Origin of the sequence: Streptomyces sp. NBC_00466 (genome assembly GCF_041433995.1) — a bacterium.
In the GTDB taxonomy this organism is placed as follows: Bacteria; Actinomycetota; Actinomycetes; order Streptomycetales; family Streptomycetaceae; genus Streptomyces.
In genome coordinates this window covers 4,676,425-4,699,684 of record NZ_CP107896.1, presented here as the reverse complement: position 1 = coordinate 4,699,684, position 23,260 = coordinate 4,676,425, and the positions used below count along the sequence as shown (strand labels likewise).

Genomic DNA, 23,260 nt, shown 5'->3' with positions numbered 1-23,260 from the left:
CCGCTCCTTACCAGAAATCGGGCAGGCTGTATCGGTAGGTGTTGGTCTGGTGCCAGTAGTGGTTGCCGTCGACCCACGCGGCCACTCCCCGGAGGAAACGCAGCACGCTCGGGACGGGGCACTCGGCTGCCAGCGCTGCGGCTTCGCTTTCGAAGCCGTGCATGAGGTCGTTGTGGACCTCGACCGCCTTCAGATAGGCGTCCCGGTCGGAGACACCCTCCCGTTCGGCGATCACCACGGGCAGGTTCAGATGCCTGCCGGGACTGTTGAGCTCCTTGGTGTACGAGTACAGGTCGTTGACGATCGTGGTGGCGTTGCCCGCGAGCGCGATGACCCGCTGCATGGCCGGCTGGGCGTGCAGGTCAGCGGGGAGTTCGTAGCCGCCGACGGTGTCGGTGATGGTGGGGCAGGGGCGGAAGTTGTTGAACTGGCGCATCGCCAGGTACTCCCACACCTCGGGTACGTGATCCGCCTGGGCCCACGCGGCCTCGGCGAGATAGCCCAGGTGCAGCCGGGCCATGTCGTGCCGGTACCGGTCGGTCTGCGAGGGGGTGGCCTGCTGGTTGAAGTACTCCATGGCGGAGCGGTAGGCGCGCCGGGGCGCGTCCGACTGGAGCGACTCCACCCACTCCGGCGCGTACTCCTGCGTCGTGTGCAGGGGGTCCAGAGCCGTGTGGGCCAGCAGGAGACGGCTGCCGAGTCCGACGGGTGAGCCGCCGTGGTCCTCGCAGTAGCAGTCGTCGACCGCGTTCTCGGCGACCATCAGCCGGGTGGCGACCATCAGATGGTCGACGGTGGGCGCGTCCGGGTGGCAGGCGACCATGTAGCGGCCGACGGAGAAGCCGTCGAACTGGTCCTCCCACTCCGGGGGGTACGCCTCGACCTCGTCCACCGCCCACACCTTGATCCGCTTGCTGACCTCCTCCACCCGCGCCGGGTCGGGGGGCGCCACCGGGTGGTAGTAGAGGCCCGGGATCGGTGTGCCCTCCTCCGGTGCCCCGGATTCGGACCCGGTCCCGGGCCCGGTCCCCGGCCCGGCAGGAGCCGGAGGTTCCGCGCGCCGTCCCAGGTGCAGGCCCGCCGTGCCCAGACCGCTGGGGCCGCACAGGATCCGTTGCAGAGCAGCGCTCGGCTGCAGAAGTGAAGGCCCGGGGTCGGGCATCCGTAGCTCCTTGGTCAGGTGGGTGGGCCGCGCGGGCGCCAGAGGCACCAGAGACGATAGGGCCGGTGGGGGCGCCAGGGGCGCTAGGCCCGGTGGGCGATCTGCACGTTCTCCAGCACACCGAGCGCATCGGGCAGCAGGACGGCGGCGGAGTAGTAGGTGGTGACCAGGTACGAGATGATCGCCTGCTCGTTCATGCCCATGAAGCGCACCGAAAGCCCCGGCTCGTATTCCTCCGGCAGGCCGGTCTGGTGGAGACCGATGACGCCCTGGTTGTCCTCACCGGTGCGCATGGCGAGGATCGAGCTGGTGTTGTCCTTGCTGATGGGGATCTTGTTGCAGGGCAGGATCGGAACCCCGCGCCAGGCCGGCACCTGCTGGCCGCCGAGGTCGACGTGGTCCGGATAGAGCCCGCACGCGTTGAACCCACGCCCGATCGCCGCGATCGTCCGGGGATGGGCGAGGAAGAGCTTGGTGCCCCGGCGGCGGCAGAGCAGCTCGTCGAGGTCGTCCGGGGTGGGCGGGCCGGACTGGGTCTGGATCCGCTGCTTGAAGGCGGCGTTGTGGAGCAGACCGAACTCCCGGTTGTTGATCAGCTCGTGCTCCTGGCGCTCCCGCAACGCCTCGACGGTGAGCCTCAGTTGCTCCTCGGTCTGGTTCATCGGCCCGTTGAAGAGGTCGGCGACCCTCGTATGGACGCGCAGGACCGTCTGCGCCACGGAGAGTTCGTACTCGCGCGGGTTGAGCTCGTAGTCGACGAAGGCACCCGGCAGCTGGGCTTCGCCGGTGTGGCCCGCCGACATCGCGATCTCTGCCTCGCCGTGCCGGGTCTGCGGGCGGAGTGCGAGCGAACCGAACTGCTGGAGGTGGGCCTGGAGACCCGGCGCGCCGGCAACCACGGCGTCGAAGTCCGCGCGGGACAGGGTGAGCACGGTGCCGGAGGTCTCGGCAGTGGCTGTGTAGTCCCACCTCGCGTCGGTGTCCAGCAGGGCGTTCTCGCCGAACCGGTCACCGTCGGCGAGCAGCGCGACGGAGACCTCGTCGCCGTACTTGCCCGCGGAGGTCTGCTTGATCCGGCCGTGGGCGACCAGGTGGATCTGCTCGGCGAGGTTCCCCCGCTCGACCAGCACCTCGCCCGCGCGGAAGTCGCGCTGGACGCACCGGTCGGCGATCGCGGTCAGCACGCCGACATCGTCGAAGCCGCGCAGCAGGGCCAGTTCGCCCAGCTCGCGGGGGATCACCCGGACCCCGGCACCGTCCTGGACGAAGTCGATGACTCCGTCGCCGACGGTGTAGCTCAGACGGCGGTTCACCCGGTAGGTGCCGCCCTTGGTCTCCACCCAGGGGAGCATCCGCAGCAGCCACCGCGAGGTGATCTCCTGCATCTGCGGGGCGGACTTGGCCGTGGTGGCGAGGTTGCGGGCGGCGGCAGTACTCAGGGCGGACTGCCCGGACGGCTCCAGCTCTGCTTCCTGGCCGGTCTCAACGGTCATCAGGCGGGTTCTCCTTTGCGGCGGCGGTGGTCGGCGCGCGTACGCCGACCGATGAAAGAGGAACGAAGGGGGTGAATCGCAGGGAATCCGTCCAGATCCACGAGAACGGTAACGGCCTGTTCACCCAACCCACATGGAGAGACGGCCGAGTTACTTCGATGCAGCGATCTCGCTCCGCATCAGGTTTATCGGATGACCGACGAAATCCGGACAGTGCGAGCGGTGCGAGGGAGAAGCACAGCAAAGGGGGCACAGCGAGAAGGGCGACCAGTCAGGCGGTCGCCCTTCTCGCTGTGCCCCTTCGCGTTACCGCGGCGCCGGCTCAGGTGTGATTCCGGCCCGCGGCCGCTACAGCGCGTACCGCACGAACCGCTCAGCCGTCTCGCGCAGCAGTTCCACGCCGTCCCGCGCCCACAGCTCCTCGTTGAACAGCTCCACTTCGACCGGTCCCGTATACCCTGCCGCGTCCACCCGCTCCCGCCACTCCCGCATGTCGACCGACCCGTCGCCGATCTGGCCACGGCCGTTCAGGACGCCCGCCGGCAGCGGGGTGGTCCAGTCCGCCAGCTGGAACGTGCAGATGCGGCCGCCCGCGCCCGCCCGGGCCACCTGCGCGGGAGCCTGGTCGTCCCACCAGATGTGGTACGTGTCCACGGCGACGCCCACCTGGTCGGCCGGGAAGCGTTCTGCCAGGTCCAGGGCCTGGGTCAGGGTCGAGACCACGCAGCGGTCAGCGGAGAACATCGGGTGCAGCGGTTCGATCGCGAGGCGCACCCCGCGCTCGGCCGCGTACGGTCCCAGTTCGGCCAGCGCGTCCGCGATCCGCTCGCGTGCGCCGTGCAGGTCCTTCGAGCCCGCCGGAAGGCCGCCCGAGACCAGCACCAGCGTGTCCGTACCCAGCGTCACGGCCTCGTCGACCGCCGTACGGTTGTCCGCCAGCGCCGCCGCCCGCTCGGCCGGACCGGTCGCGGTGAGGAACCCGCCCCGGCAGAGGGTGGTGACGCTCAGGCCCGCGTCCCGTACGAGTGCGGCTGCCGCCTCCACCCCGTACTGCTGGACCGGTTCACGCCAGAGACCGACCCCCGGAACACCCAGGTCGGTGCAGGCGGCGACGAGTTCGGGAAGGCCGAGCTGCTTCACGGTCATCTGGTTGATGCTGAAGCGGGCGAGGTCTGCGGTCACTGAGCGACTCCGTACACACTGAGCAGGGACTTCATCCGGCTCTCCGCGAGCGCCGGGTCGGGGAACAGGCCGAGGCGGTCGGCCAGTTCGTACGCCCGCGCCAGGTGCGGCAGCGAGCGCGCCGACTGGAGGCCGCCCACCATCGTGAAGTGCGACTGGTGCCCGGCCAGCCAGGCGAGGAAGACCACGCCCGTCTTGTAGAAGCGGGTCGGGGTCTGGAAGAGATGGCGGGACAGCTCGACCGTGGGGTCGAGGATGTCGCGGAATCCCTGGCTGTCCCCGGTGTCGAGGACGCGGACCGCCTCGGCGGCCAGCGGGCCGAGCGGGTCGAAGATGCCGAGCAGGGCGTGGCTGAAGCCGCGCTCGTCGCCCGCGATCAGCTCGGGGTAGTTGAAGTCGTCCCCGGTGTAGCAGCGGACCCCGTCGGGGAGCCTGCGGCGCAGCTCCACCTCGCGCCGGGCGTCGAGCAGCGACACCTTGATGCCGTCCACCTTGTCCGGGTGGGCCGCGATGACCTCCAGGAAGGTCCCGGTCGCGGCGTCCAGGTCCGGTGATCCCCAGTAGCCGTCGAGCGCCGGGTCGAACATCGGGCCGAGCCAGTGCAGTATCACCGGCTCCGTGCTCTGGCGCAGCAGTTGACCGTAGATCTCCAGGTAGTCGTCTGGGCTCTTGGCCGCGGCCGCGAGCCCGCGCGAGGCCATCAGGATCGCCTGCGCGCCGGTCTCCTCGACGACGGCGAGCTGCTCCTCGTACGCGTCGGCGACCTGCTGCAGCGTCACTTCGCCGGGCGGGAGCTGGTCGGTGCCGACACCGCAGGCGATGGCCCCGCCTGCCGGCCTGGCCTCGGCCGCCGACCGGCGGATCAGCTCCGCCGCGACCGGCCAGTCCAGGCCCATGCCGCGCTGCGCGGTATCCATGGCCTCCGCCACGCCGAGCCCGTGGGACCAGAGGTGGCGGCGGAAGGCGAGGGTGGCGTCCCAGTCGACGGCGGGCGGCCCGTCCGGCGAGACATCGGCGTACGGGTCGGCGACGACGTGCGCGGCGGAGAAGACCGTACGGGAGGCGAGCGGCGCACCGCCGACGGTGAACGCGGCGGGTTCGGCGCGGGGCGTGTAGGCGTACGTACCGCCCGCACCCGTGCCCGTGCCCGTGCCCGTGCCCGGAAGCATGATCGTCACAGGGAGATCTCCGGAACGTCGAGACGGCGGCCCTCGGCGGAGGACTTCAGCCCCAGCTCGGCGAGCTGCACACCGCGCGCACCGGCCAGCAGGTCCCAGTGGTACGGCTCGTCGAGCACGATGTGGCGCAGGAACAGCTCCCACTGCACCTTGAAGCCGTTACCGAAGTCGCCGTTGTCCGGGACCTCCTGCCACTGGTCGCGGAACGAGTGGGTCGCGGGCAGGTCCGGGTTCCAGACCGGCTTCGGGGTGGAACTGCGGTGCTGCACACGGCAGTTGCGCAGACCCGCGACAGCCGAGCCCTCCGTTCCGTCGACCTGGAACTCGACCAGCTCGTCGCGGTTGACCCGCACCGCCCAGGAGGAGTTGATCTGGGCGACCGCGCCGCTCTCCAGCTGGAAGATGCCGTACGCGGAGTCGTCGGCGGTCGCCTCGTACGGCTCGGACCGCTCGTCCCAGCGCTGCGGGATGTGCGTGGCGGTGAGCGCCTGTACGGAGGTGACGCGGCCGAACAGCTCGTGCAGGACGTACTCCCAGTGCGGGAACATGTCCACGACGATGCCGCCGCCGTCCTCCGCGCGGTAGTTCCACGACGGGCGCTGGGCCTCCTGCCAGTCACCCTCGAAGACCCAGTAGCCGAACTCGCCCCGGATGGAGAGGATCTTCCCGAAGAAGCCGCCGTCGATGAGCCGCTTGAGCTTCAGCAGGCCCGGCAGGAACAGCTTGTCCTGGACGACGCCGTGCTTGATCCCGGCGGCCTCCGCCAGCCGCGCCAGCTCCAGCGCACCGTCGAGGCCGGTGGCGGTCGGCTTCTCGGTGTAGATGTGCTTCCCGGCGGCGATGGCCTTGCGCAGTGCCTCTTCGCGGGCGGACGTGACCTGGGCGTCGAAGTAGATGTCGACAGCCGGGTCGGCCAGGACGGCGTCGAGGTCGGTGGACCACTGGTCGAGCCCGTGCTTCTCGGCCATCGCCCGGAGGGCGTGCTCACGCCGGCCGACCAGGACGATCTCGGGCCAGAGCACCGTGCCGTCGCCGAGGTCCAGGCCGCCCTCCTCGCGGATCGCGAGGAGGGAGCGGACCAGGTGCTGGCGGTAGCCCATCCGGCCGGTCACGCCGTTCATGGCGATCCGCACTGTCTTACGTGTCACGAAAGATCCCTCCACACGGTCGTACACTCAGCAATAGCAAGCGCTTTCTACGCGCTATGAAGCTAACCTGCGCAGACCGGCCCCGACAAGAGGCACGGGCAAGAGGCGCGAGCAGGAGGCCCCGGCAAGAGGCGCGGGCACGCGCACCGGCCGGGATCACATGACACACATGGCAGGAGATGCGGGCGAGTGGCACGGAGGCAGACATGACGGCGACCCTCTCGGATGTCGCGGCCCGCGCACGGGTGTCCCCGGCGACGGTGTCCCGGGTACTCAACGGCAACTACCCGGTGGCGGCGGCCACCCGGGAGCGCGTACTGGCGGCCGTGGACGAGCTGGACTACGTACTGAACGGCCCGGCGAGCTCACTCGCCGCCGCCACGTCCGACCTGGTCGGCATCCTGGTCAACGACATCGCCGACCCGTTCTTCGGCATCATGGCGGGCGCGGCCCAGTCGGAGATCAGCGGCCAGGAGGGCAGTGGGCGCGCGGGCGGTGAGAAGCTGGCCGTCGTCTGCAACACCGGCGGCTCCCCGGAGCGCGAACTCACCTATCTCACGCTCCTCCAGCGCCAGCGCGCCGCCGCGGTCGTGCTGACCGGCGGCGCCATCGAGGACCCGGAGCACACCGCCGCGGTCTCCGCGAAGCTCGCGAAACTCACCGGCGCGGGGACACGTGTGGTGCTCTGCGGGCGCCCGTCGATCCCCGGCAGCGAGTCCGCGGTGGCCGCGCTGCCCTTCGACAACCGGGGCGGCGGACAGCGGCTCACCGAGCATCTGCTGAGCCTGGGGCACCGGCGGATCGGCTACGTGGCCGGTCCCGCCGAACGGACGACGACCCGCGACCGCCTGGAGGGACACCGGCTGGCCATGGCGGCTGCCGGGCTGCCCGACGGCCGGGCGGCGCTCACGGTCCACGGCCCGTACGACCGCCGCTCCGGCTACCACGCCACCCTCGAACTGCTCAGCAGGGAGCCGGGGTTGACGGCGATCGTGGCGGCGAACGACACGGTGGCGCTGGGGGCGTGCGCGGCGCTGCGGGAGCAGGGGCTGCGGATTCCCGATGACGTCTCGGTGGCCGGTTTCGACGATCTGCCGTTCTCGGTGGACGCGGTACCGGCGCTGACGACGGTGCGGCTGCCGCTGCACGAGGCGGGGGCGCGGGCCGGGCGGCTGGCCATGGGCCGCGAGGCGGTGCCGAAGGGAGGTGTCGCGGTGATAGGCGGCGAACTGGTGACCCGCGCGTCGACGGCTCCGCCCGGGCGGTGACCGGGCCCGCCGTGCGCCGGCCGGGGCGGTGAGCGGCCCCGCCCGCGAGGCGGGCTACCGGGAAAGCGCCGGGTGCGCCAATGATGTGCTGGCATCAGCAGCTCTCAGCCTTCAGGAAGGAACAGTCCGTTGAAATTCGCCTTCTCCACCCTCGGGGTGCCAGGAATCACCGTCCCTGACGTGGTGCGGCTCGCAGCGGACAGCGGCTACCAGGGGGTCGAACTGCGCGCCCACGCCGAGGAGGCGCTGCACCCCGGCACCGGACTGCGGGAACGGGCCGCGGCGGCCGAGGAGTTCGCCCGCGGCGGCGTCGAGATCCTCGGGGTGGCCGGATACGTACGGGTGGCCGCGCCCGGCGACGACAAGGAGATCGAGGGCGACCTCGCCGAACTCGTCTTCCTCGCCGCCGACCTCGGCGCCCCGTTCGTCCGCGTCTTCCCCGGCGGCGGCGGCCAGGAGCCGGCCGAGGCCGACGCGGCAGCCGCCCGCAGGCTGGGAACGGCCGCCGAGGTCGCCGCCGACAAGGGCGTACGGATCCTGCTGGAGACCCATGACTCGCACCGTACGGGCGCCGACGCGGCCCGGGTGCTCGGCCCGGTCGGCCACCGGAACGTCGGTGCGCTCTGGGACGTGATGCACACCTGGCTGGGCGGCGAGTCCCCGGCGGCCAGCCATGCCGTCCTCGCGCCGCACCTCGGCTACGCACAGGTCAAGGACATCGCATCGGCCGAGGACACCACCCCGCTGGCGCTCGGCGCCGGGGTGCTGCCGCTGGGCGAGTGCGTGGATCTGCTGGCGCCGGACCAGGGCTGGCTCTGCTGGGAGTACGAGAAGCGCTGGTATCCGCAGGCGGCCGAGCTGCCGGGGATGCTGACGGCGGGCCGGGAGTACCTGGAGCGGCTGGTGGCCGGGGGCGGGGCCTGACCGTACGGGTGGCGTTACCGCCGGACAGCCCGCCACCCGCACCACGGCCCGGCCCGGGCCCAGACCTCCGTCACCGCCGTGGCGGGCGGTCCGCGCCCGGGCCGGGCCGTCTTGCTGCCAAACGGGCCAATGCCGCTCCGATCCGTCCTACACCCTTGACCTGACAGTTAGTTTCCGGATATCGGTGCTGCTGGAAAGTTTCCTTCAGATTCCTTGCGCAGCATGGCCGGAAGGGGCACCAGTGCAGTACCGCACCTCCAGACGCTCCCTGCTCACCGCTACCGCAGCCGCGGTCGCCACAGCAGCCACGGGAGCCACCGCACACGCCGATCCCCACCGCCCCGGCCCTGACCCCAGTGGTCGCGACCGGCAGCTCAAGAAGCTCATCGGCCGTATGAGCATCGAGGAGAAGGTCGGCCAGCTCTTCGTGATGCGGGTGTACGGACACTCCGCCACCGCGCCCGACCAGGCCGACATCGACGCCAACCTGAAAGAGATCGGCGTCCGCACCGCCGCCGAGCTGATCGCGAAGTACCACGTCGGCGGCATCATCTACTTCAGCTGGGCGCACAACACCCGCGACCCGCACCAGATCACCTCCCTCTCCAACGGCATCCAGCGCGCCGGTCTCGCCCAGCCCACCCCCGTACCGCTGCTGATCGCCACCGACCAGGAGCACGGCATCGTCTGCCGGGTGGGCTACCCGGCCACGCTCTTCCCCGGCGCGATGGCGCTCGGGGCCGGGCGCTCGCGCGAGGACGTCCGTACGGTCGGCCGGATCTCCGGGGCCGAACTGCGGGCGATCGGCATCCGGCAGGACTACTCGACGGACGCCGACGTCAACGTCAACCCCGCCAACCCGGTCATCGGGGTCCGCTCCTTCGGCTCCGAACCGGCCGCCGTGGCCCGGCTGGTGGCCGCCGAGGTGCAGGGTTACCAGAGCTCGCAGGTCGCCGCCACCGCCAAGCACTTCCCCGGCCACGGCGACACGGCGGTCGACAGCCACACCGGCATCCCGGTCATCACGCACACCCGCGAGCAGTGGGAGAGTATCGACGCGCCGCCCTTCAAGGCCGCCGTCGCCGCCGGGATCGACGCGATCATGACGGCTCACATCCAGTTCCCCGCGCTGGACCCGAGCAACGACCCGGCCACCCTGTCGCGGCCGATCCTCACCGGCATCCTCCGCGAGGAGCTGGGGTACGACGGCGTCGTCGTCACCGACTCGCTGGGGATGCAGGGCGTACGGGACAAGTACGGCGACGACCGGGTGCCGGTGCTGGCGCTCAAGGCCGGCGTCGACCAGCTGCTGAACCCGCCGGACCTCGACACCGCCTGGCACGCGGTGCTCGGCGCGGTGAAGAGCGGGGAGCTCACCGAGGAGCGGCTGGACGAATCGATCCTGCGGATCCTGCGGCTCAAGGACCGGCGCGCGCTCTTCAGCAGCCCGTACGTGGCCGACGTCCGGGTGGACCGGACGGTCGGCATCCACTCCCATCTGGAGTCGGCCGACCGGATCGCCGAGCGGACCACCACCCTCCTGGTGAACGAGGACCGGCTGCTGCCGCTCTCCCGGCGCAGTGCCAGGAGCCTGCTGATCGTCGGCGCCGACCCGGCGTCGCCCTCGGGGACGACGGGCCCGCCGACGACCGTGCTCGGCAAGGAGCTGACCGGTCTCGGCTTCACCACCACGGTGCTCTCGACCGGTACCGCGCCCACCGCCGCCCTGATCGACAGCGCGGTGGCCGCGGCGGCGGGCAAGGACGCCGTGATCATCGGGACCTACGACGTGGCCGCGGGCGACGCGCAGTCCAAGCTGGTGGCGGCGCTGGTCGCCACCAAGGTCCCGGTGGTGCAGATCGCGATCCGCAATCCGTACGACATCGCGGAGCTCTCCGGTGTCCGGGCCTCGCTCGCCACGTACAGCTGGACGGACGTCGAACTCCGGGCGGCGGCACGGGTGATCGCGGGCCGGGTCGCGCCGCGCGGTCTGCTGCCGGTCCCCGTGCAGCGTGCGGACGATCCCACGAAGGTGCTGTATCCGGTGGGCCACGGCCTGACGTACTGAGCCGCCGCCGGCCCGCAATGACTGTGCCCGCCGCGGGAGTTCGCGGCGGGCACAGTTCAACCGGCCTCGCTGGAGGGGCGGTTACCGGCCGGGGCCGGGGGTCACGGCCGCAGGGACCGTTCGCGCTCCAGGCTCCTGCGGTCGAGCGTCGCGTCGTACGGGGCGAGTGGTTCGGCCCGTCGCGGGTCGGCCTGCACGGCCGCCGGGGCGACCCCGGCCCAGGCCAGGATGCGCGCGGTGGCCTGCGCCTTCTCGGCCGGGGCGAGGCCGTCGACGTTCGCGCCGTGGTTCATCCCGGGCGCGGTGAAGACGTAACTGTCGTGCGGGTGCTTGCCGACGCTGAAGCGCTCCGCGCCCCAGGGGTCGTTCTGCCCGTACACGTACAGCATGTGGTCGGCGTGGTGCTTCACCCAGTTGTCCACGTCGGCCATCACACCCGGCTGGAAGCGCATCGGGATGGAGCTGGGTACGAAGTGCCGCGGCGGCTGGTAGCCGTAGCGGCTCAGCTTGCCGAGCCAGGGCTGCTGGATGTCCGGCGAGCCGAGCTGGGTGCCCGCCTGGTAGTAGTACGGCGTGTACGCCTCAAGCCCCTGGTCGGTGTAGAAGGAGAACCCGGAGATCGTGTCGACGGAGTCCCAGATCGCCTGGTCGGTGGCGTGCGGGGCGTCGGCGGGGACGGTGTCGCAGTCGGAGAGCAGGCTGTACTGCCAGAAGCCCCAGATGTAGTCGAGCACCACGGCCTCGTACGCCTTGTCGAGCGACCCGACGGTGCTGAAGGTGTAGCCGTTGTCCTTGGCGTACTGGGCGTACATCTTCTCCAGCGGTCCGCGCCGGATGAGCGCCTCACGCTGGACGCCCTCCAGCCGGTCGCGGCACTCCTTGGTGCCGACGGTGCTCAGGAACCGGTCGTACGCCGAGTCCTCGTTGTTGACGACGTCGTCGGGCGCCACATACGCGACGACCCCGTCCATGTCCTTCGGGTAGTAGCGCTCGTAGTAGGTGGCCGTCATACCGCCCTTGGAACCGCCGGTGGTCAGCCAGTTCCGGGTGTAGATCTTCTTGAGCGCCGTGAACAGCCGGTGCTGGTCGCTGGCGGCCTGCCAGATGTCCAGCTTGGACCAGTCGGCGGGCTGCGGCCTGGACGGCGTGAAGTAGCGGTACTCCAGTGACACCTGGTTGCCGTCGACGATGCGGGTCGGCTCGGTGCGGCTGGGCGTGGTGGAGACGTTGTACCCGCCGGTGTAGAACACGGTCGGCCGGCTGGTGTCCTTGTGCAGCAGGGTGAAGCGCTGGTTGAAGGTGCCGTCCGACGGGTGGCGGTGGTCGATGGGCTGCGTGTACTGGAGAACGAAGAAGCGGTAGCCCGGGTAGGGCTTCTCCTCGATGAGGCTCATGCCGGGAATCGCGAGGATCCGGGCCTCGATGTCCGTGCTGTCCGGTCCTGCGGCGGTGGCCGCACCGGCTGATGCCCCCGCCGCACTCAAGGTGCCTATGAGCACCACTGTCGCGAGCAGCCATCTGAGCGCCTTGCGCATTCAGCCCTCCCCTGGGGATCACAACGAGTAGCCGCGAACCTAGCCGGGGTAACACCAAGCACGCCAGACCCAGTTGACCATCGGGGGAGATCAGCCGCTCAGCACAGGAACCAGCCCGATGCCCCCTTCTTGCCGGAGACCGCGCCCACGGCCCGGACACAGCGGTTCGCCGCACGGACCCTCACCGGACCCGCCAGACGGGTGAACCGCCCGCTGTCGGCGACCGGCCGGCCGCCGCGGACCTGGAGCTGGACGGACATCTGCCTCCTGGCGCCCGGCTTCTTGGCGAGGGTGACGGCGCAGACGTACTGGCCGGTCCGGTAGACCTGGAGCCGGCCCGTGGCGAAGCCCACGGACCTGACCTCGTGCCCGGGGCAGCCGGAGGCGGCGCTCGCCGGGTGAGCGCCCGGCACCACCAGGGCGAGCGCCACCGCGGCCGCCGCCGTCAGACCGGCGGCCCAGCGGCCGGCCCCCGGGCCGCGTGCGGGTACCCGTACGGACTCGTGCTCCGGCCCGCACTCCGGCTTTCGCCACAACTCGAACACTTCTTCCCCTTCGGCCGCGTGGGCGTATGTGTGTACGGACGCATGGGACAGTCCGCTGGTTGCGCCACAGAAGCGGACAGAGGGTGACAGGTTCGGTGCAACCCACGCCATCCGTTACGGGCCACGTTCTGTTGACGGGCCGCAGCACCCGTCGTGCACGGGCGGAGCCGTCACCGGCCCGCGTCCGCCAGTGGAACCGCCGCACGGGCACGGGGTCTGCGGCGGCCGCGGACCCCGCCCCGGCCGCCGCGCTCGCGGACCGGCCACAGCAGCACATACGCCGTGGACACCGCCACGAACCCCAGCCGCAGCAGCCCGCGCATGGCGTCGTCCGGGACGACGAAGACACTGCCGTACAGCGTCAGCAGTGCCAGCCAGCTCCACCACGGCACCAGCCGGCGCTGCCCGATGACGTCCCACAGCAGGGTGCCGAGCAGCACCGACGCCGTGTAGTACGTGTAGACGCTCGGGTCGAGCACGATCCGGGCGTTGGCACCGAGCAGGACCACCGCGGGCCAGCGGCCCCGCCAGACCGCCACCGTGCCCAGCACCAGGCCGAGCGCGGCCTGCGCCGGCCGGTCCCAGCCGGGCGTCTCCGGATCGCCGACCCCGAGCCAGCGCAGGGCGGAAGCCGGATGGTTCGGGATGGCGAACTTGGCCGCGGCGAAGGACTGCGGGTCGCCGACGAAGAACGGCAGCCAGGCGACCGCCACCAGGCCCGCACACCACAGGGCGGCCCGCAGCCAGTGCCGCCGGGGCAGGGCCAGCAGCAGCGGGAGGAAGGCCAGCGCGGTGGGTTTGGAGTCCATCGCCAGGGCGAGGAAGGCGCCGGTCATGGCCGGGCTGCCCCGGGTGACGGCCCGGACCGCGAGTGCGGTGAAGAACAGCGCGAGTACGTCGTCCAGGTGCCCGAAGCGGACCGCGACCTCGATCCACATCGGGATGAAGGCGAGCCCGGCGATCAGCACCCGCTGGCGCAGCCGCTGGTGGTTGGTGCCGGTGCCCAGCAGATGGTGCGCCGCGCTGCGCCCGGCCAGGACGACGATGACCAGGCCGAGCAGGGACATCAGCGCGGCGGCGAGGAACTGGCCGGTGGCTTCCGGGAACGGGTTGAACAGTCCGGCGACGAGGAAGCTGACCGGGCCCATCTGGAGCTCGGGATGGTGGGCGTACAGGTTGAGCCCGCCGGTGCCACCGGGGTCCTGGTAGATCAGCTCGCCGCCGGTGTGCAGATAGTGCCAGGAGAAGCCGCCGTGCGGCTCCACCACGGCGAACCACAGCACCGTCCAGGCGGTGAGCAGCACCAAGTGCATCCGCTGGCTGATCGTCGGCACCGTATCTCAGCTCCCGCTTCCGGTCTGTGCGCTGTCGGGGCTGCACATCCCGGCATGGAAGAGGGCCGAACGGGAGGAAAAGTTGTCCCGGCGGCGGACGTGCGGCCCCGGTAACGCTCTCATCCCGCACTCACAGCATCTTCACGAGGGCCCGGCCCCTCCCCCGTTCCGGCGAGGGGCCGGAACTCTCCGGGAAGGGACCGGGCCCAGGGAGAGGCCCTACGCCCGCACCTCGGCGGGCTCCCCCACGAAGGTCCGCCAGAGCCGTGCGTAGCTGCCGTCCAGGGCCAGCAGCTCCTCGTGCGTGCCGTCCTCGACCACCCGGCCGTGGTCCATCACCACCACCCGGTCCGCCCGTGCCGCGGTGGTCAGCCGGTGGGCGACGACCAGTGTGGTCCGCCGACCGGCGATCCGGTCCGTGGCCTGGTTGACCTGGGCCTCGGACGCCAGGTCGAGTGCGGCCGTCGCCTCGTCGAGCAGCAGGATGTCCGGGTCGACCAGCTCGGCGCGGGCCAGCGCGATCAGCTGGCGCTGACCCGCCGAGAGGTTACGGCCGCGCTCGGCCACCTCGTGGAGGTAGCCGCCCTCCAGGGTCGCGATCATGTCGTGCGCGCCGACCGCCCGCGCCGCCGCCTCGACCTCGGCGTCGGTCGCGTCCGTCCGCCCGTACGCGATGGCGTCGCGGACCGTACCCGCGAAGAGGTACGCCTCCTGCGGGACGACCCCGAGCCGGTGCCGGTAGGCCGTCATGTCCATGTCCCGCAGATCGATGCCGTCGGCCGTGACCCGGCCCGCTGTCGGGTCGTAGAACCGTGCGACCAGCTTGACCAGCGTGGACTTGCCGGCGCCGGTCTCCCCGACGAAGGCGACCGTCTGCCCGGCCGGGATCCGCAGATCGATGCCGCTCAGCGCCGCCCCGGGCTCAGCGGGCCCGTCGGGCCCTTCGGCCTGGCCGTACGCGAACGAGACGCCCTCGAAGGCGAGGTCGCCGCGGAGCGCGGGGACCTCCAGCGGCACCGCGCTCGCCTCGGTCGACGTGGGTTCGGTGAGCAGCTCCTGGATGCGCTTGAGCGAGACGGTGGCCTGCTGGTAGCCGTCGAAGACCTGGGACAGCTGCTGCACGGGGGCGAAGAACAGGTCGATGTACAGGAGGTACGCGACCAGGGCACCCGTGGTGAGGGTGCCGGCCTCGATCCGGTGGGAGCCGACGATCAGCACGGAGGCCGCGGCCACCGACGACAGCAGCTGGACGAACGGGAAGTAGACGGAGATCAGCCACTGGCCGCGCACCCGCGCCTGCCGGTAGTGGTCGCTGCGGCCGGCGAAGCGGCCCACGCCGGTGGACTCGCGGCGGAACGCCTGGACGATCCGCAGCCCGGAGACGGATTCCTGGAGGTCGGCGTTGACGACGGAGACCCGTTCGCGCGCCAGCTCGTACGCCTGGACGCTCTTCTTGCGGAAGAAGTACGTGGCGACGGCCAGGAACGGCAGCGTCGCGAAGACGACAAGCGCCAGCTGCACATCGATCACGAACAGCACCACGAGGATGCCGAAGAAGGTGACGACCGAGACGAACGCGGTGACCAGGCCGGTCTGCAGGAAGGTGGAGAGCGCGTCCACGTCCGTGGTCATCCTGGTCATGATCCGGCCGGTCAGCTCGCGCTCGTAGTAGTCGAGGCCGAGCCGCTGGAGCTGCGCGAAGATCTTGAGGCGCAGGGTGTAGAGGACGCGCTCGCCGGTACGCCCGGTCATCCGGGTCTCGCCGGTCTGCGCCAGCCACTGGACGGCCACGGTGACCAGGCCGAGCCCGGCCGCCGTCCACACCGCGCCGGTGGCGAGCCGGGTGACGCCCTGGTCGATGCCGTGCCGGATCAGTACGGGGAGCAGCAGCCCCATGCCCGCGTCGACCGCGACCAGGAACAGGCTGATGAGCAGGACGGGCCCGAAGCCGCGCAGCAGCCGGCGCAGCCCGTACGAGGTCTCGGCGGCGACGGCGTGCGCCTCGTCCACGTCCGGGGTGTCCGTGGCGGGCGGCAACGCCGCGACCTGGGCGAGGAGTTCGGGCGTCGCGGGCATCCCGCCGGGGGCGGGCGCGCCGTCGGTTTCGGCGCTGGTGCCGGTGCCTGGGGCCTCGTTGCGCACCCAGAGCTGCGGGGTGATGCCCCGCTCCACGTCGAACTCGGCGTCCAGCTCCGCTCGTACGGAGGTGTCCTCGGGCTCGTCCGCCGCGGGCCCGGTGTGGCCCGGCGATACGCCGCCCAGCTCGTCCGGGTCAGTCAGCAGCTGCCGGTAGAGCGCCGAGCGCTCCTCCAGCTCCGCGTGCGTACCGATGTCGGCGAGCCGGCCCCCTTCGATGACCGCGATCCGGTCGGCGAGGTTGAGGGTGGAGCGGCGGTGCGCGATGAGCAGCGTGGTCCGGCCCGCCATGACCCCGCGCAGCGCCTCGTGGATCTCGTGCTCGACGCGGGCGTCCACGGCGGACGTCGCGTCGTCGAGGAGGAGCAGCCTGGGGTCGGTGAGGATGGCGCGGGCGAGCGCGATGCGCTGGCGCTGGCCGCCGGAGAGGGTGAGGCCATGCTCGCCGACGGTGGTGTCGTATCCGGCGGGCAGCTCGGCGATGAAGCGGTCGGCCTGGGCGGCGCGCGCAGCGGTGCGGATCTGCTCTTCGGTGGCGTCGGGGAAGCCGTAGGCGATGTTGGCGCGGACGGTGTCGGAGAACAGGAAGCTGTCCTCGGGCACGAGACCGATGGCGGACCGCAGCGATTCAAGGGTCAGTTCGCGTACGTCGTGGCCGCCGATGAGTACGGCGCCGTGCGAGACGTCGTAGAAGCGCGGCAGGAGCAGCGAGACGGTGGACTTGCCGCTGCCGGACGAGCCGACGACGGCGACGGTCTCGCCCGGCGCGATGGTCAGCGAGAAGCCGTCGAGCACGGGCCGGTCGTCGGTGTACCCGAAGGAGACTCCGTCGAACTCGACGGTGGCCTCGGCGTCCGCCGGGAGCGTCTTCGTGCCGTCCACGATGGACGGCTCGGTGTCGATCAGTTCGAGGACGCGCTCGACACCGGCGCGGGCCTGCTGGCCGACGGTGAGCACCATGGCGAGCATCCGGACCGGGCCGACGAGCTGCGCCAGGTAGGAGGAGAAGGCGACGAACGTTCCGAGGGTGATCTCACCGCGGGTGGCCAGCCAGCCGCCGAGCGCCAGCATCGCGACCTGCCCGAGGGCGGGGACGGCCTGGAGCGCCGGGGTGTAGCGGGAGTTCAGCTTGATGGTGCGCAGCCGCCCGGCGAAGAGCCTGCGGCTGACCGTACGGATCTTGCCCGTCTCCTGGTCCTCCTGGCCGAACCCCTTCACCACGCGGACCCCGGTGACGGCTCCGTCGACGACGCCCGCGACGGCGGCCGCCTGCCCCTGGGCGTACCAGGTGGCGGGGAAGAGCCGGGTCCTGCTGCGCTTGGCGATGATCCACAGGGCGGGCGCCACGGCCACGGCGATCAGGGTGAGCAGCGGGGAGAGCCAGGCCATGATGACCAGCGAGATCACGAACAGCAGCACGTTGCCGAGGGTCATCGGCAGCATGAAGAGCAGCCCCTGGATGAGCTGGAGGTCGCTGGTGGCGCGGCCGATGACCTGCCCGGTGGACAGCTCGTCCTGCCGCCGCCCGTCCAGCTTCATGATCGTTCCGTACATCTCGGTACGGAGGTCGTGCTGGACGTCGAGCGCGAGGCGTCCGCCGTAGTAGCGCCTGACGTAGGTGAGGGCGTAGACGACGACGGCGGCGCCGATCAGCAGCCCCGTCCACACAGCGAGGGAACGCGTGCCGTTGCCGATGACGTCATCGATGATCACCTTGGTGACCAGCGGGACGAGCGCCATGACGGCCATCCCGGCGAGCGACGACCCGAGGGCCAGCAGCACATTGCGCCGGTACCGCCAGGCGTACCCGACGATCCGCCGCGCCCAGCCCGGCCGCTGCGCAGCCCCGGCCCTGGCTGCCCCGGCCCCGGCTGTCCCGGCCTCCGGCGCACCGCCCTGCTGCACGCTGTCCTGTTGCGCGGCGTCCGCCACTGGTGCCTCCCGTTGTCTCTTGCCACCGGAAGGAACCAACACGGCGACCTGGGGATTTCATCCCCGCGCAACAATCGGCGGCACCGGTCCGTGCGAAAGACGTACGGGGGGTGGGCCTGCGGACCTAGTCCTGTCCGAAGGCCCTCCCTTCACGTGAGATCTGGTCGGTCATCCAAAAACCAAGATCAACTTCTCTTGACCCCGGTAACTTCAACCACTAGTTTTCGGTGAAGTAGACCTATGACTTCCGAAGGAGGCGACCAGCAGATGTACACCTGCTCTGATATGGCCCGCCTCGCCCGCCTTACGGTCTGGGCTCCGGGTCAGGTCGCGCACGGCTGCTGAGTACGCCGTTCTGATGTGCCCCCTTCGTGGCACATCTCTGCTTTTCCCTCACCTTTTCCCGGCACAGCGCTGACGCGTGCCGTTGTGCGCCCGCCCCTCTTACGCGGCGCGGCTGAACACAGAGAGCTGCCTGAAAGTGGCAAACATGCTGAATCGACCTGCCCTGCCCCGAAACGAAGGCCCGTCATGGTAGCGGCGCGAATCGTGGTGAACGGGAAGGAAACCCCGATCGCACCGGCCGCACCCCACACCACGGTGCTGGATTTCCTGCGCGAGCGCGGCCTCACCGGCACCAAGGAGGGCTGTGCCGAGGGCGAGTGCGGCGCCTGTTCGGTCCTGGTGGCCCGGCCCGGCGTGAACAAGCCGACCGACTGGGTGGCGGTCAACGCCTGCTTGGTCCCGGCCGCGGCCCTGGACGGCCAGGAGATCATCACCTCCGAAGGTCTCGCCACCCCCGGCAGAGCCGGCACTCCGCCCGAACTGCACCCGGTACAGGAGGAGATGGCGGTCCGCGGCGGCTCCCAGTGCGGTTACTGCACACCCGGGTTCATCTGCAGCATGGCGGCCGAGTACTACCGCCCCAACCGCTGTGCGCACGCGGAGTCGACACACCCGGCGGACACGGCGGACACAGCCGACAGCAGCGACGCCGAGCACGGTCCGAACGGTTTCGATCTGCACGCGCTGAGCGGAAACCTGTGCCGTTGCACCGGCTACCGCCCGATCCGCGATGCCGCGTTCGCCGTCGGTACGCCCGCCGACGAGGACCCGCTGGCGCAGCGCCGCGAGCAGTCGCCACCCGCACCGGTTGCCACCGAATACACCCAGGACGGCAGTGCGTTCCTGCGGAAGGGCACCCTGGCCGAGACGCTGCGGCTGCTGCGCGAGCGGCCCGACGCGGTGGTGGTCGCCGGCTCCACGGACTTCGGCGTCGAGGTGAACATCCGTTCCCGCAGGGCGGGTTGTGTGATCGCCGTCGACCGGCTGTCCGAGATGCGGGAGTTGCGGGTCGCATCCGACCACATCGAGATCGGGGCGGCACTGACGCTCACCGAGATCGAACGCCGCCTCGATGGCAGCGTCCCCCTGCTGGCAGAGCTGTTTCCACAGTTCGCGTCCCGGCTCATCCGCAACGGGGCGACCCTCGGCGGCAATCTGGGTACCGGATCGCCCATCGGTGACAGCCCGCCCGTGCTGCTCGCGCTGGAGGCGTCGGTGCTGCTCGCCGACGCCGACGGCGAGCGGGAGGTCCCGCTCACCGACTACTTCACCGGCTACCGGCAGAGCGTGCGCCGTCCCGGCGAGCTGATCCGTGCGGTGCGCATCCCGCTGCCCCTGTCGCCGGTCGTGGCCTTCCACAAGATCGCCAAGCGGCGTTTCGACGACATCTCCAGCGTGGCCGTCGCCTTCGCACTCGACATCCAGGACGGCATCGTCCGTACGGCACGCATCGGCCTGGGCGGCGTGGCCGCCACTCCGATCCGCTCCCTGGCCACCGAAGCGGCCCTGGAGGGCAAGCCGTGGACGGCGGAGACCGTCGAGGCCGCGGCCCCCGTACTGCGGGCCGAGGGCACACCGATGAACGACCACCGCGCCAGCGCCGACTACCGATCCGCGATGCTCGGCCAGAGCCTGCTGAAGCTGTACGCGCAAACCACTGAGGCGGTGCCGTCATGAGCCACTTGTCCGAGATTCCCGAAAAGCCCGTCGTCGGCGTATCGATGCCGCACGAGAGCGCCTTCCTCCACGTCACAGGTACCGCTCTCTACACCGACGACCTGGTCCAGCGCACCAAGGACGTCCTGCACGCGTACCCGGTCCAGGTCATGAAGGCCCACGGCCGGATCACCGCGCTGCGCACCGAGCCGGCGCTCGCCGTGCCCGGTGTGGTGCGCGTCCTGACCGGTGCTGACGTGCCCGGCGTCAACGACGCCGGGATGAAGCACGACGAGCCGCTCTTCCCCGACGAGGTCATGTTCCACGGCCACGCGGTCGCCTGGGTGCTCGCCGAAACCCTGGAGTCGGCCCGGCTCGGCGCGGCGGCCGTCGAGGTGGAAATCGACGAACTGCCCTCCCTGGTCACGCTGCAGGACGCGATCGCGGCCGACAGCTACCACGGCGCCAAGCCGGTGATGCTGGCGGGAGACACCGACGCCGGATTCGCCGACTCCGTGCATGTGTTCACCGGCGAGTTCCAGTTCGCCGGCCAGGAGCACTTCTATCTGGAAACCCATGCGGCTCTCGCCCAGATCGACGAGAACGGGCAGGTGTTCATCCAGAGCAGCACCCAGCACCCCTCGGAGACCCAGGAGATCGTCGCGCACGTGCTCGGCGTGCCCAGCCACGAGGTGACGGTGCAGTGCCTGCGGATGGGCGGCGGCTTCGGCGGCAAGGAGATGCAGCCGCACGGGTTCGCGGCCATCGCCGCGCTCGGCGCCAAGCTGACCGGCCGGCCGGTCCGGTTCCGGCTCAACCGGACGCAGGACCTGACCATGTCCGGCAAGCGGCACGGGTTCCACGCCGAGTGGCGCATCGGCTTCGACGCGGACGGCCGCATCCAGGCCCTGGACGCCACCCTGACCGCGGACGGCGGCTGGAGCCTGGACCTGTCCGAGCCGGTGCTGGCCCGTGCGCTCTGCCACATCGACAACACGTACTGGATTCCCCACGCGCGCGTCGCCGGTCGCATCGCCAGGACCCACACGGTCTCCAACACCGCCTTCCGCGGCTTCGGCGGACCGCAGGGCATGCTGGTGATCGAGGACATCCTGGGCCGCTGCGCGCCGCTGCTCGGCCTCGATCCCATGGAGTTGCGGGAGCGCAACTTCTACCGGCCGGGCCAGGGCCAGACGACGCCGTACGGACAGCCGGTCACGCAGGCCGAACGGATCCCCGCCATCTGGCAGCAGGTCCAGGAGAACGCCGGTGTCGCCGACCGCAAGCGCGAGATCGCCGCGTTCAACGCCGCGCACCCGCACACCAAGCGGGCTCTCGCGGTCACCGGCATCAAGTTCGGCATCTCGTTCAACCTCACCGCCTTCAACCAGGGCGGCGCGCTGGTGCTGATCTACAAGGACGGTTCGGTCCTGATCAACCACGGCGGCACCGAGATGGGCCAGGGCCTGCACACCAAGATGATGCAGGTGGCCGCGACCACGCTCGGTATCCCGCTGCACAAGGTCCGGCTGGCCCCGACTCGTACGGACAAGGTGCCCAACACCTCAGCCACCGCCGCCAGTTCGGGTGCGGACCTCAACGGCGGAGCGATCAAGAACGCCTGTGAGCAGTTGCGTGAGCGGCTCCTACAGGTGGCAGCCTCCCGGCTGGGTGCGAATGCCTCGGATGTACGCACCGTCGAGGGCGTCGCGCGGGCCCTCGGCAACGACCAGGAGCTGGCCTGGGACGACCTGGTGCACACCGCGTACTTCCAGCGGGTCCAGCTGTCGGCGTCCGGTTTCTACCGGACCGAGGGACTGCACTGGGACGCGAAGAGCTTCAGGGGATCGCCGTTCAAGTACTTCGCCCACGGCGCCGCGGCGACGGAGGTGGAGGTCGACGGCTTCACCGGCGCGTACCGCATCCGGCGGGTGGACATCGTGCACGACGTCGGCGACAGCCTGTCCCCGATGATCGACATCGGCCAGGTCGAGGGTGGTTTCGTGCAGGGGGCGGGCTGGCTGACGCTTGAGGACCTGCGCTGGGACACCGGTGACGGGCCGAACAGGGGCCGTCTGCAGACCCAGGCAGCGAGCACCTACAAGCTGCCGAGCTTCTCGGAGATGCCCGGGGAGTTCAACATCACGCTGATGGAGAACGCCACCGAAGAGGGCGCGGTGTTCGGGTCCAAGGCGGTGGGTGAGCCTCCGCTGATGCTGGCGTTCTCGGTGCGGGAGGCGTTGCGGCAGGCCGCCGCCGCGTTCGGTCCTGACGGTGTCAGCGTCGAGCTGGCCTCGCCTGCGACGCCGGAGGCGATGTACTGGGCGATCCAGGCGGCCCGGCAGAGCGATGCCTCCCGGAAGAACGGCCACGCCCGTGACGGCTTCACCGCCGACGGCCGGGCCGGGAACCGGCAGGTCGCGAACGGCGGGATCCGGGCCGGCGCAGAAGCCTTGAGCGGTGCCTGACATGACATGGGTCGCCGCGGTCGCACGGTTGCGCACACGCAGGGAGCCCGGCGTGCTGGTGACCGTCGCGACCGTGCGCGGCCATGCGCCGCGCGACGCCGGTGCGAAACTCGTCGTGGGGCGGACCGAGGCATGGGGCTCGATCGGCGGCGGCAATATCGAGGCCGTCACCATCGACCGGGCCCGGGAAATGATCGCCACGTCCAAGCCGGAGCCAGAACTGATCGATTTCGCCCTGAACGACAAGGTGGCCAACCAGCATGGCGTGCAGTGCTGCGGAGGCACGGTCTCCGTGCTGCTCGAACCGCTGCCGGTGGTAAGGGCGGTGGCGGTCTTCGGGGTCGGGCACGTAGGACTGGAACTGGTGCGCATCCTGGCGCGCCAGGACCTCGACCTCCATCTGATCGACACCCGCTCCGACATCCTCACCAAGGAGCGGCTCGACGTGCTCGCGGACGCGATGGCGCACATCCACGTCCATCACACGCCGCTGCTGCCCGAGGAGGTGCTGGAGACGCTGCCACCCGGCACCCATGTCCTGATCATGACCCATGATCACGCCGAGGACGCCGCGCTGTGCGACGCCGCCCTGCGCACGCCCCATCTCGGTTCCATCGGGCTGATCGGGTCGGCGGCGAAGTGGGTGCGGTTCCGCAAGCGCCTCGCCACCGAGGGCGGTCATGACGAGGCCGCCATCGACCGGATCAAGACCCCGATCGGGCTGGCCGACATCACCGGCAAGGAACCCGCGACCATCGCCGTGAGCATCGCGGCCGATGTGCTGCGCACCTTCGAGACCCAGGGGGGCTGACCGCGCGCGCCCGCACTCCGGGCCGGCGCCCCCGCCCGGAGTGCGGGGGCGCCGGCCCGGACGCGTGACCGCGCC

The 23,260-nt window shown here is 70.9% G+C and carries 15 protein-coding genes; 6 read left to right on the top strand and 9 right to left on the bottom strand.

Going from position 1 to position 23,260, the window contains the following annotated elements:
• Nucleotides 1–7: 7 nt before the first annotated feature.
• The 5 genes from OG210_RS21090 to OG210_RS21070 all read right to left on the bottom strand — a co-directional run bounded on the left by OG210_RS21090 (nucleotide 8) and on the right by OG210_RS21070 (nucleotide 6,163).
• Nucleotides 8–1,180 (bottom strand): family 2 encapsulin nanocompartment cargo protein terpene cyclase, encoded by a 1,173-nt coding sequence (locus OG210_RS21090; protein WP_371540413.1) that lies wholly within the window; start codon nucleotides 1,178–1,180, stop codon nucleotides 8–10.
• Nucleotides 1,181–1,245: 65 nt separating this feature from the next.
• Nucleotides 1,246–2,655 carry a family 2B encapsulin nanocompartment shell protein gene (locus OG210_RS21085; RefSeq protein WP_328326685.1) on the bottom strand — a complete coding sequence of 470 codons (1,410 nt, stop codon included), beginning with the start codon at nucleotides 2,653–2,655 and terminating at the stop codon, nucleotides 1,246–1,248.
• Nucleotides 2,656–3,003: 348 nt separating this feature from the next.
• Entirely contained in the window at nucleotides 3,004–3,801 is a 798-nt protein-coding gene (locus tag OG210_RS21080) for a sugar phosphate isomerase/epimerase family protein (RefSeq protein WP_371540410.1), read from the bottom strand.
• 32 nt (nucleotides 3,802–3,833) lie between these two features.
• Nucleotides 3,834–5,006, bottom strand: a complete 1,173-nt coding sequence (locus OG210_RS21075; RefSeq protein ID WP_371540407.1) for a dihydrodipicolinate synthase family protein — start codon at nucleotides 5,004–5,006, stop codon at nucleotides 3,834–3,836.
• 5 nt (nucleotides 5,007–5,011) lie between these two features.
• A complete protein-coding gene (locus OG210_RS21070) occupies nucleotides 5,012–6,163 on the bottom strand; it encodes a Gfo/Idh/MocA family protein (RefSeq protein WP_371538244.1) in 1,152 nt (383 codons plus the stop codon).
• Between the two features lie 206 nt (nucleotides 6,164–6,369).
• Here OG210_RS21070 and OG210_RS21065 point away from each other — a divergent pair, with 206 nt between their 5' ends.
• The 3 genes from OG210_RS21065 to OG210_RS21055 all read left to right on the top strand — a co-directional run bounded on the left by OG210_RS21065 (nucleotide 6,370) and on the right by OG210_RS21055 (nucleotide 10,423).
• Nucleotides 6,370–7,431, top strand: a complete 1,062-nt coding sequence (locus tag OG210_RS21065; RefSeq protein ID WP_328326689.1) for a LacI family DNA-binding transcriptional regulator — start codon at nucleotides 6,370–6,372, stop codon at nucleotides 7,429–7,431.
• A gap of 129 nt (nucleotides 7,432–7,560) precedes the next feature.
• The gene (locus OG210_RS21060; protein ID WP_371538241.1) at nucleotides 7,561–8,355 is read left to right on the top strand and encodes a sugar phosphate isomerase/epimerase family protein; all 795 of its coding nucleotides are present in this window, start codon (nucleotides 7,561–7,563) and stop codon (nucleotides 8,353–8,355) included.
• A gap of 241 nt (nucleotides 8,356–8,596) precedes the next feature.
• Nucleotides 8,597–10,423: a glycoside hydrolase family 3 protein gene (locus OG210_RS21055; RefSeq protein ID WP_371538238.1), complete on the top strand. Its 1,827-nt coding sequence runs from the start codon at nucleotides 8,597–8,599 to the stop codon at nucleotides 10,421–10,423.
• 101 nt (nucleotides 10,424–10,524) lie between these two features.
• Here OG210_RS21055 and OG210_RS21050 read toward each other — a convergent pair whose 3' ends face one another.
• The 4 genes from OG210_RS21050 to OG210_RS21035 all read right to left on the bottom strand — a co-directional run bounded on the left by OG210_RS21050 (nucleotide 10,525) and on the right by OG210_RS21035 (nucleotide 17,788).
• Nucleotides 10,525–11,958 (bottom strand): S28 family serine protease, encoded by a 1,434-nt coding sequence (locus tag OG210_RS21050; protein ID WP_328326695.1) that lies wholly within the window; start codon nucleotides 11,956–11,958, stop codon nucleotides 10,525–10,527.
• 98 nt (nucleotides 11,959–12,056) lie between these two features.
• Nucleotides 12,057–12,494 (bottom strand): hypothetical protein, encoded by a 438-nt coding sequence (locus tag OG210_RS21045; RefSeq protein WP_371540404.1) that lies wholly within the window; start codon nucleotides 12,492–12,494, stop codon nucleotides 12,057–12,059.
• Between the two features lie 179 nt (nucleotides 12,495–12,673).
• Entirely contained in the window at nucleotides 12,674–13,837 is a 1,164-nt protein-coding gene (locus OG210_RS21040) for a hypothetical protein (protein WP_371538234.1), read from the bottom strand.
• Between the two features lie 219 nt (nucleotides 13,838–14,056).
• Entirely contained in the window at nucleotides 14,057–17,788 is a 3,732-nt protein-coding gene (locus OG210_RS21035; protein WP_371540401.1) for an ABC transporter ATP-binding protein, read from the bottom strand.
• A 648-nt stretch (nucleotides 17,789–18,436) separates the two neighbouring features.
• Here OG210_RS21035 and OG210_RS21030 point away from each other — a divergent pair.
• From OG210_RS21030 to xdhC, 3 genes are read left to right on the top strand one after another with little or no spacing between them, the layout of a single operon-like run.
• Nucleotides 18,437–19,927 carry a xanthine dehydrogenase small subunit gene (locus OG210_RS21030; protein ID WP_371538231.1) on the top strand — a complete coding sequence of 497 codons (1,491 nt, stop codon included), beginning with the start codon at nucleotides 18,437–18,439 and terminating at the stop codon, nucleotides 19,925–19,927.
• Nucleotides 19,924–22,374, top strand: a complete 2,451-nt coding sequence (gene xdhB / locus OG210_RS21025) for a xanthine dehydrogenase molybdopterin binding subunit (protein WP_371538228.1) — start codon at nucleotides 19,924–19,926, stop codon at nucleotides 22,372–22,374. Before OG210_RS21030 ends, xdhB begins: the two co-directional genes overlap by 4 nt.
• Nucleotide 22,375: 1 nt before the next feature.
• Complete coding sequence (gene xdhC / locus OG210_RS21020; protein ID WP_328335435.1) at nucleotides 22,376–23,185, top strand: xanthine dehydrogenase accessory protein XdhC; 810 nt, start codon at nucleotides 22,376–22,378, stop codon at nucleotides 23,183–23,185.
• Nucleotides 23,186–23,260: the final 75 nt, after the last annotated feature.

What these genes read in the sequence shown, in the direction of transcription:
- OG210_RS21085 (WP_328326685.1), bottom strand. Translation starts at nt 2,655, where the DNA reads ATGACCGTTGAGACCGGCCAGGAAGCAGAGCTGGAGCCGTCCGGGCAG.
- OG210_RS21080 (WP_371540410.1), bottom strand. Translation starts at nt 3,801, where the DNA reads ATGACCGTGAAGCAGCTCGGCCTTCCCGAACTCGTCGCCGCCTGCACC.
- OG210_RS21075 (WP_371540407.1), bottom strand. Translation starts at nt 5,006, where the DNA reads ATGCTTCCGGGCACGGGCACGGGCACGGGCACGGGTGCGGGCGGTACG.
- OG210_RS21065 (WP_328326689.1), top strand. Translation starts at nt 6,370, where the DNA reads ATGACGGCGACCCTCTCGGATGTCGCGGCCCGCGCACGGGTGTCCCCG.
- OG210_RS21050 (WP_328326695.1), bottom strand. Translation starts at nt 11,958, where the DNA reads ATGCGCAAGGCGCTCAGATGGCTGCTCGCGACAGTGGTGCTCATAGGC.
- OG210_RS21030 (WP_371538231.1), top strand. Translation starts at nt 18,437, where the DNA reads ATGGTAGCGGCGCGAATCGTGGTGAACGGGAAGGAAACCCCGATCGCA.
- xdhB (WP_371538228.1), top strand. Translation starts at nt 19,924, where the DNA reads ATGAGCCACTTGTCCGAGATTCCCGAAAAGCCCGTCGTCGGCGTATCG.
- xdhC (WP_328335435.1), top strand. Translation starts at nt 22,376, where the DNA reads ATGACATGGGTCGCCGCGGTCGCACGGTTGCGCACACGCAGGGAGCCC.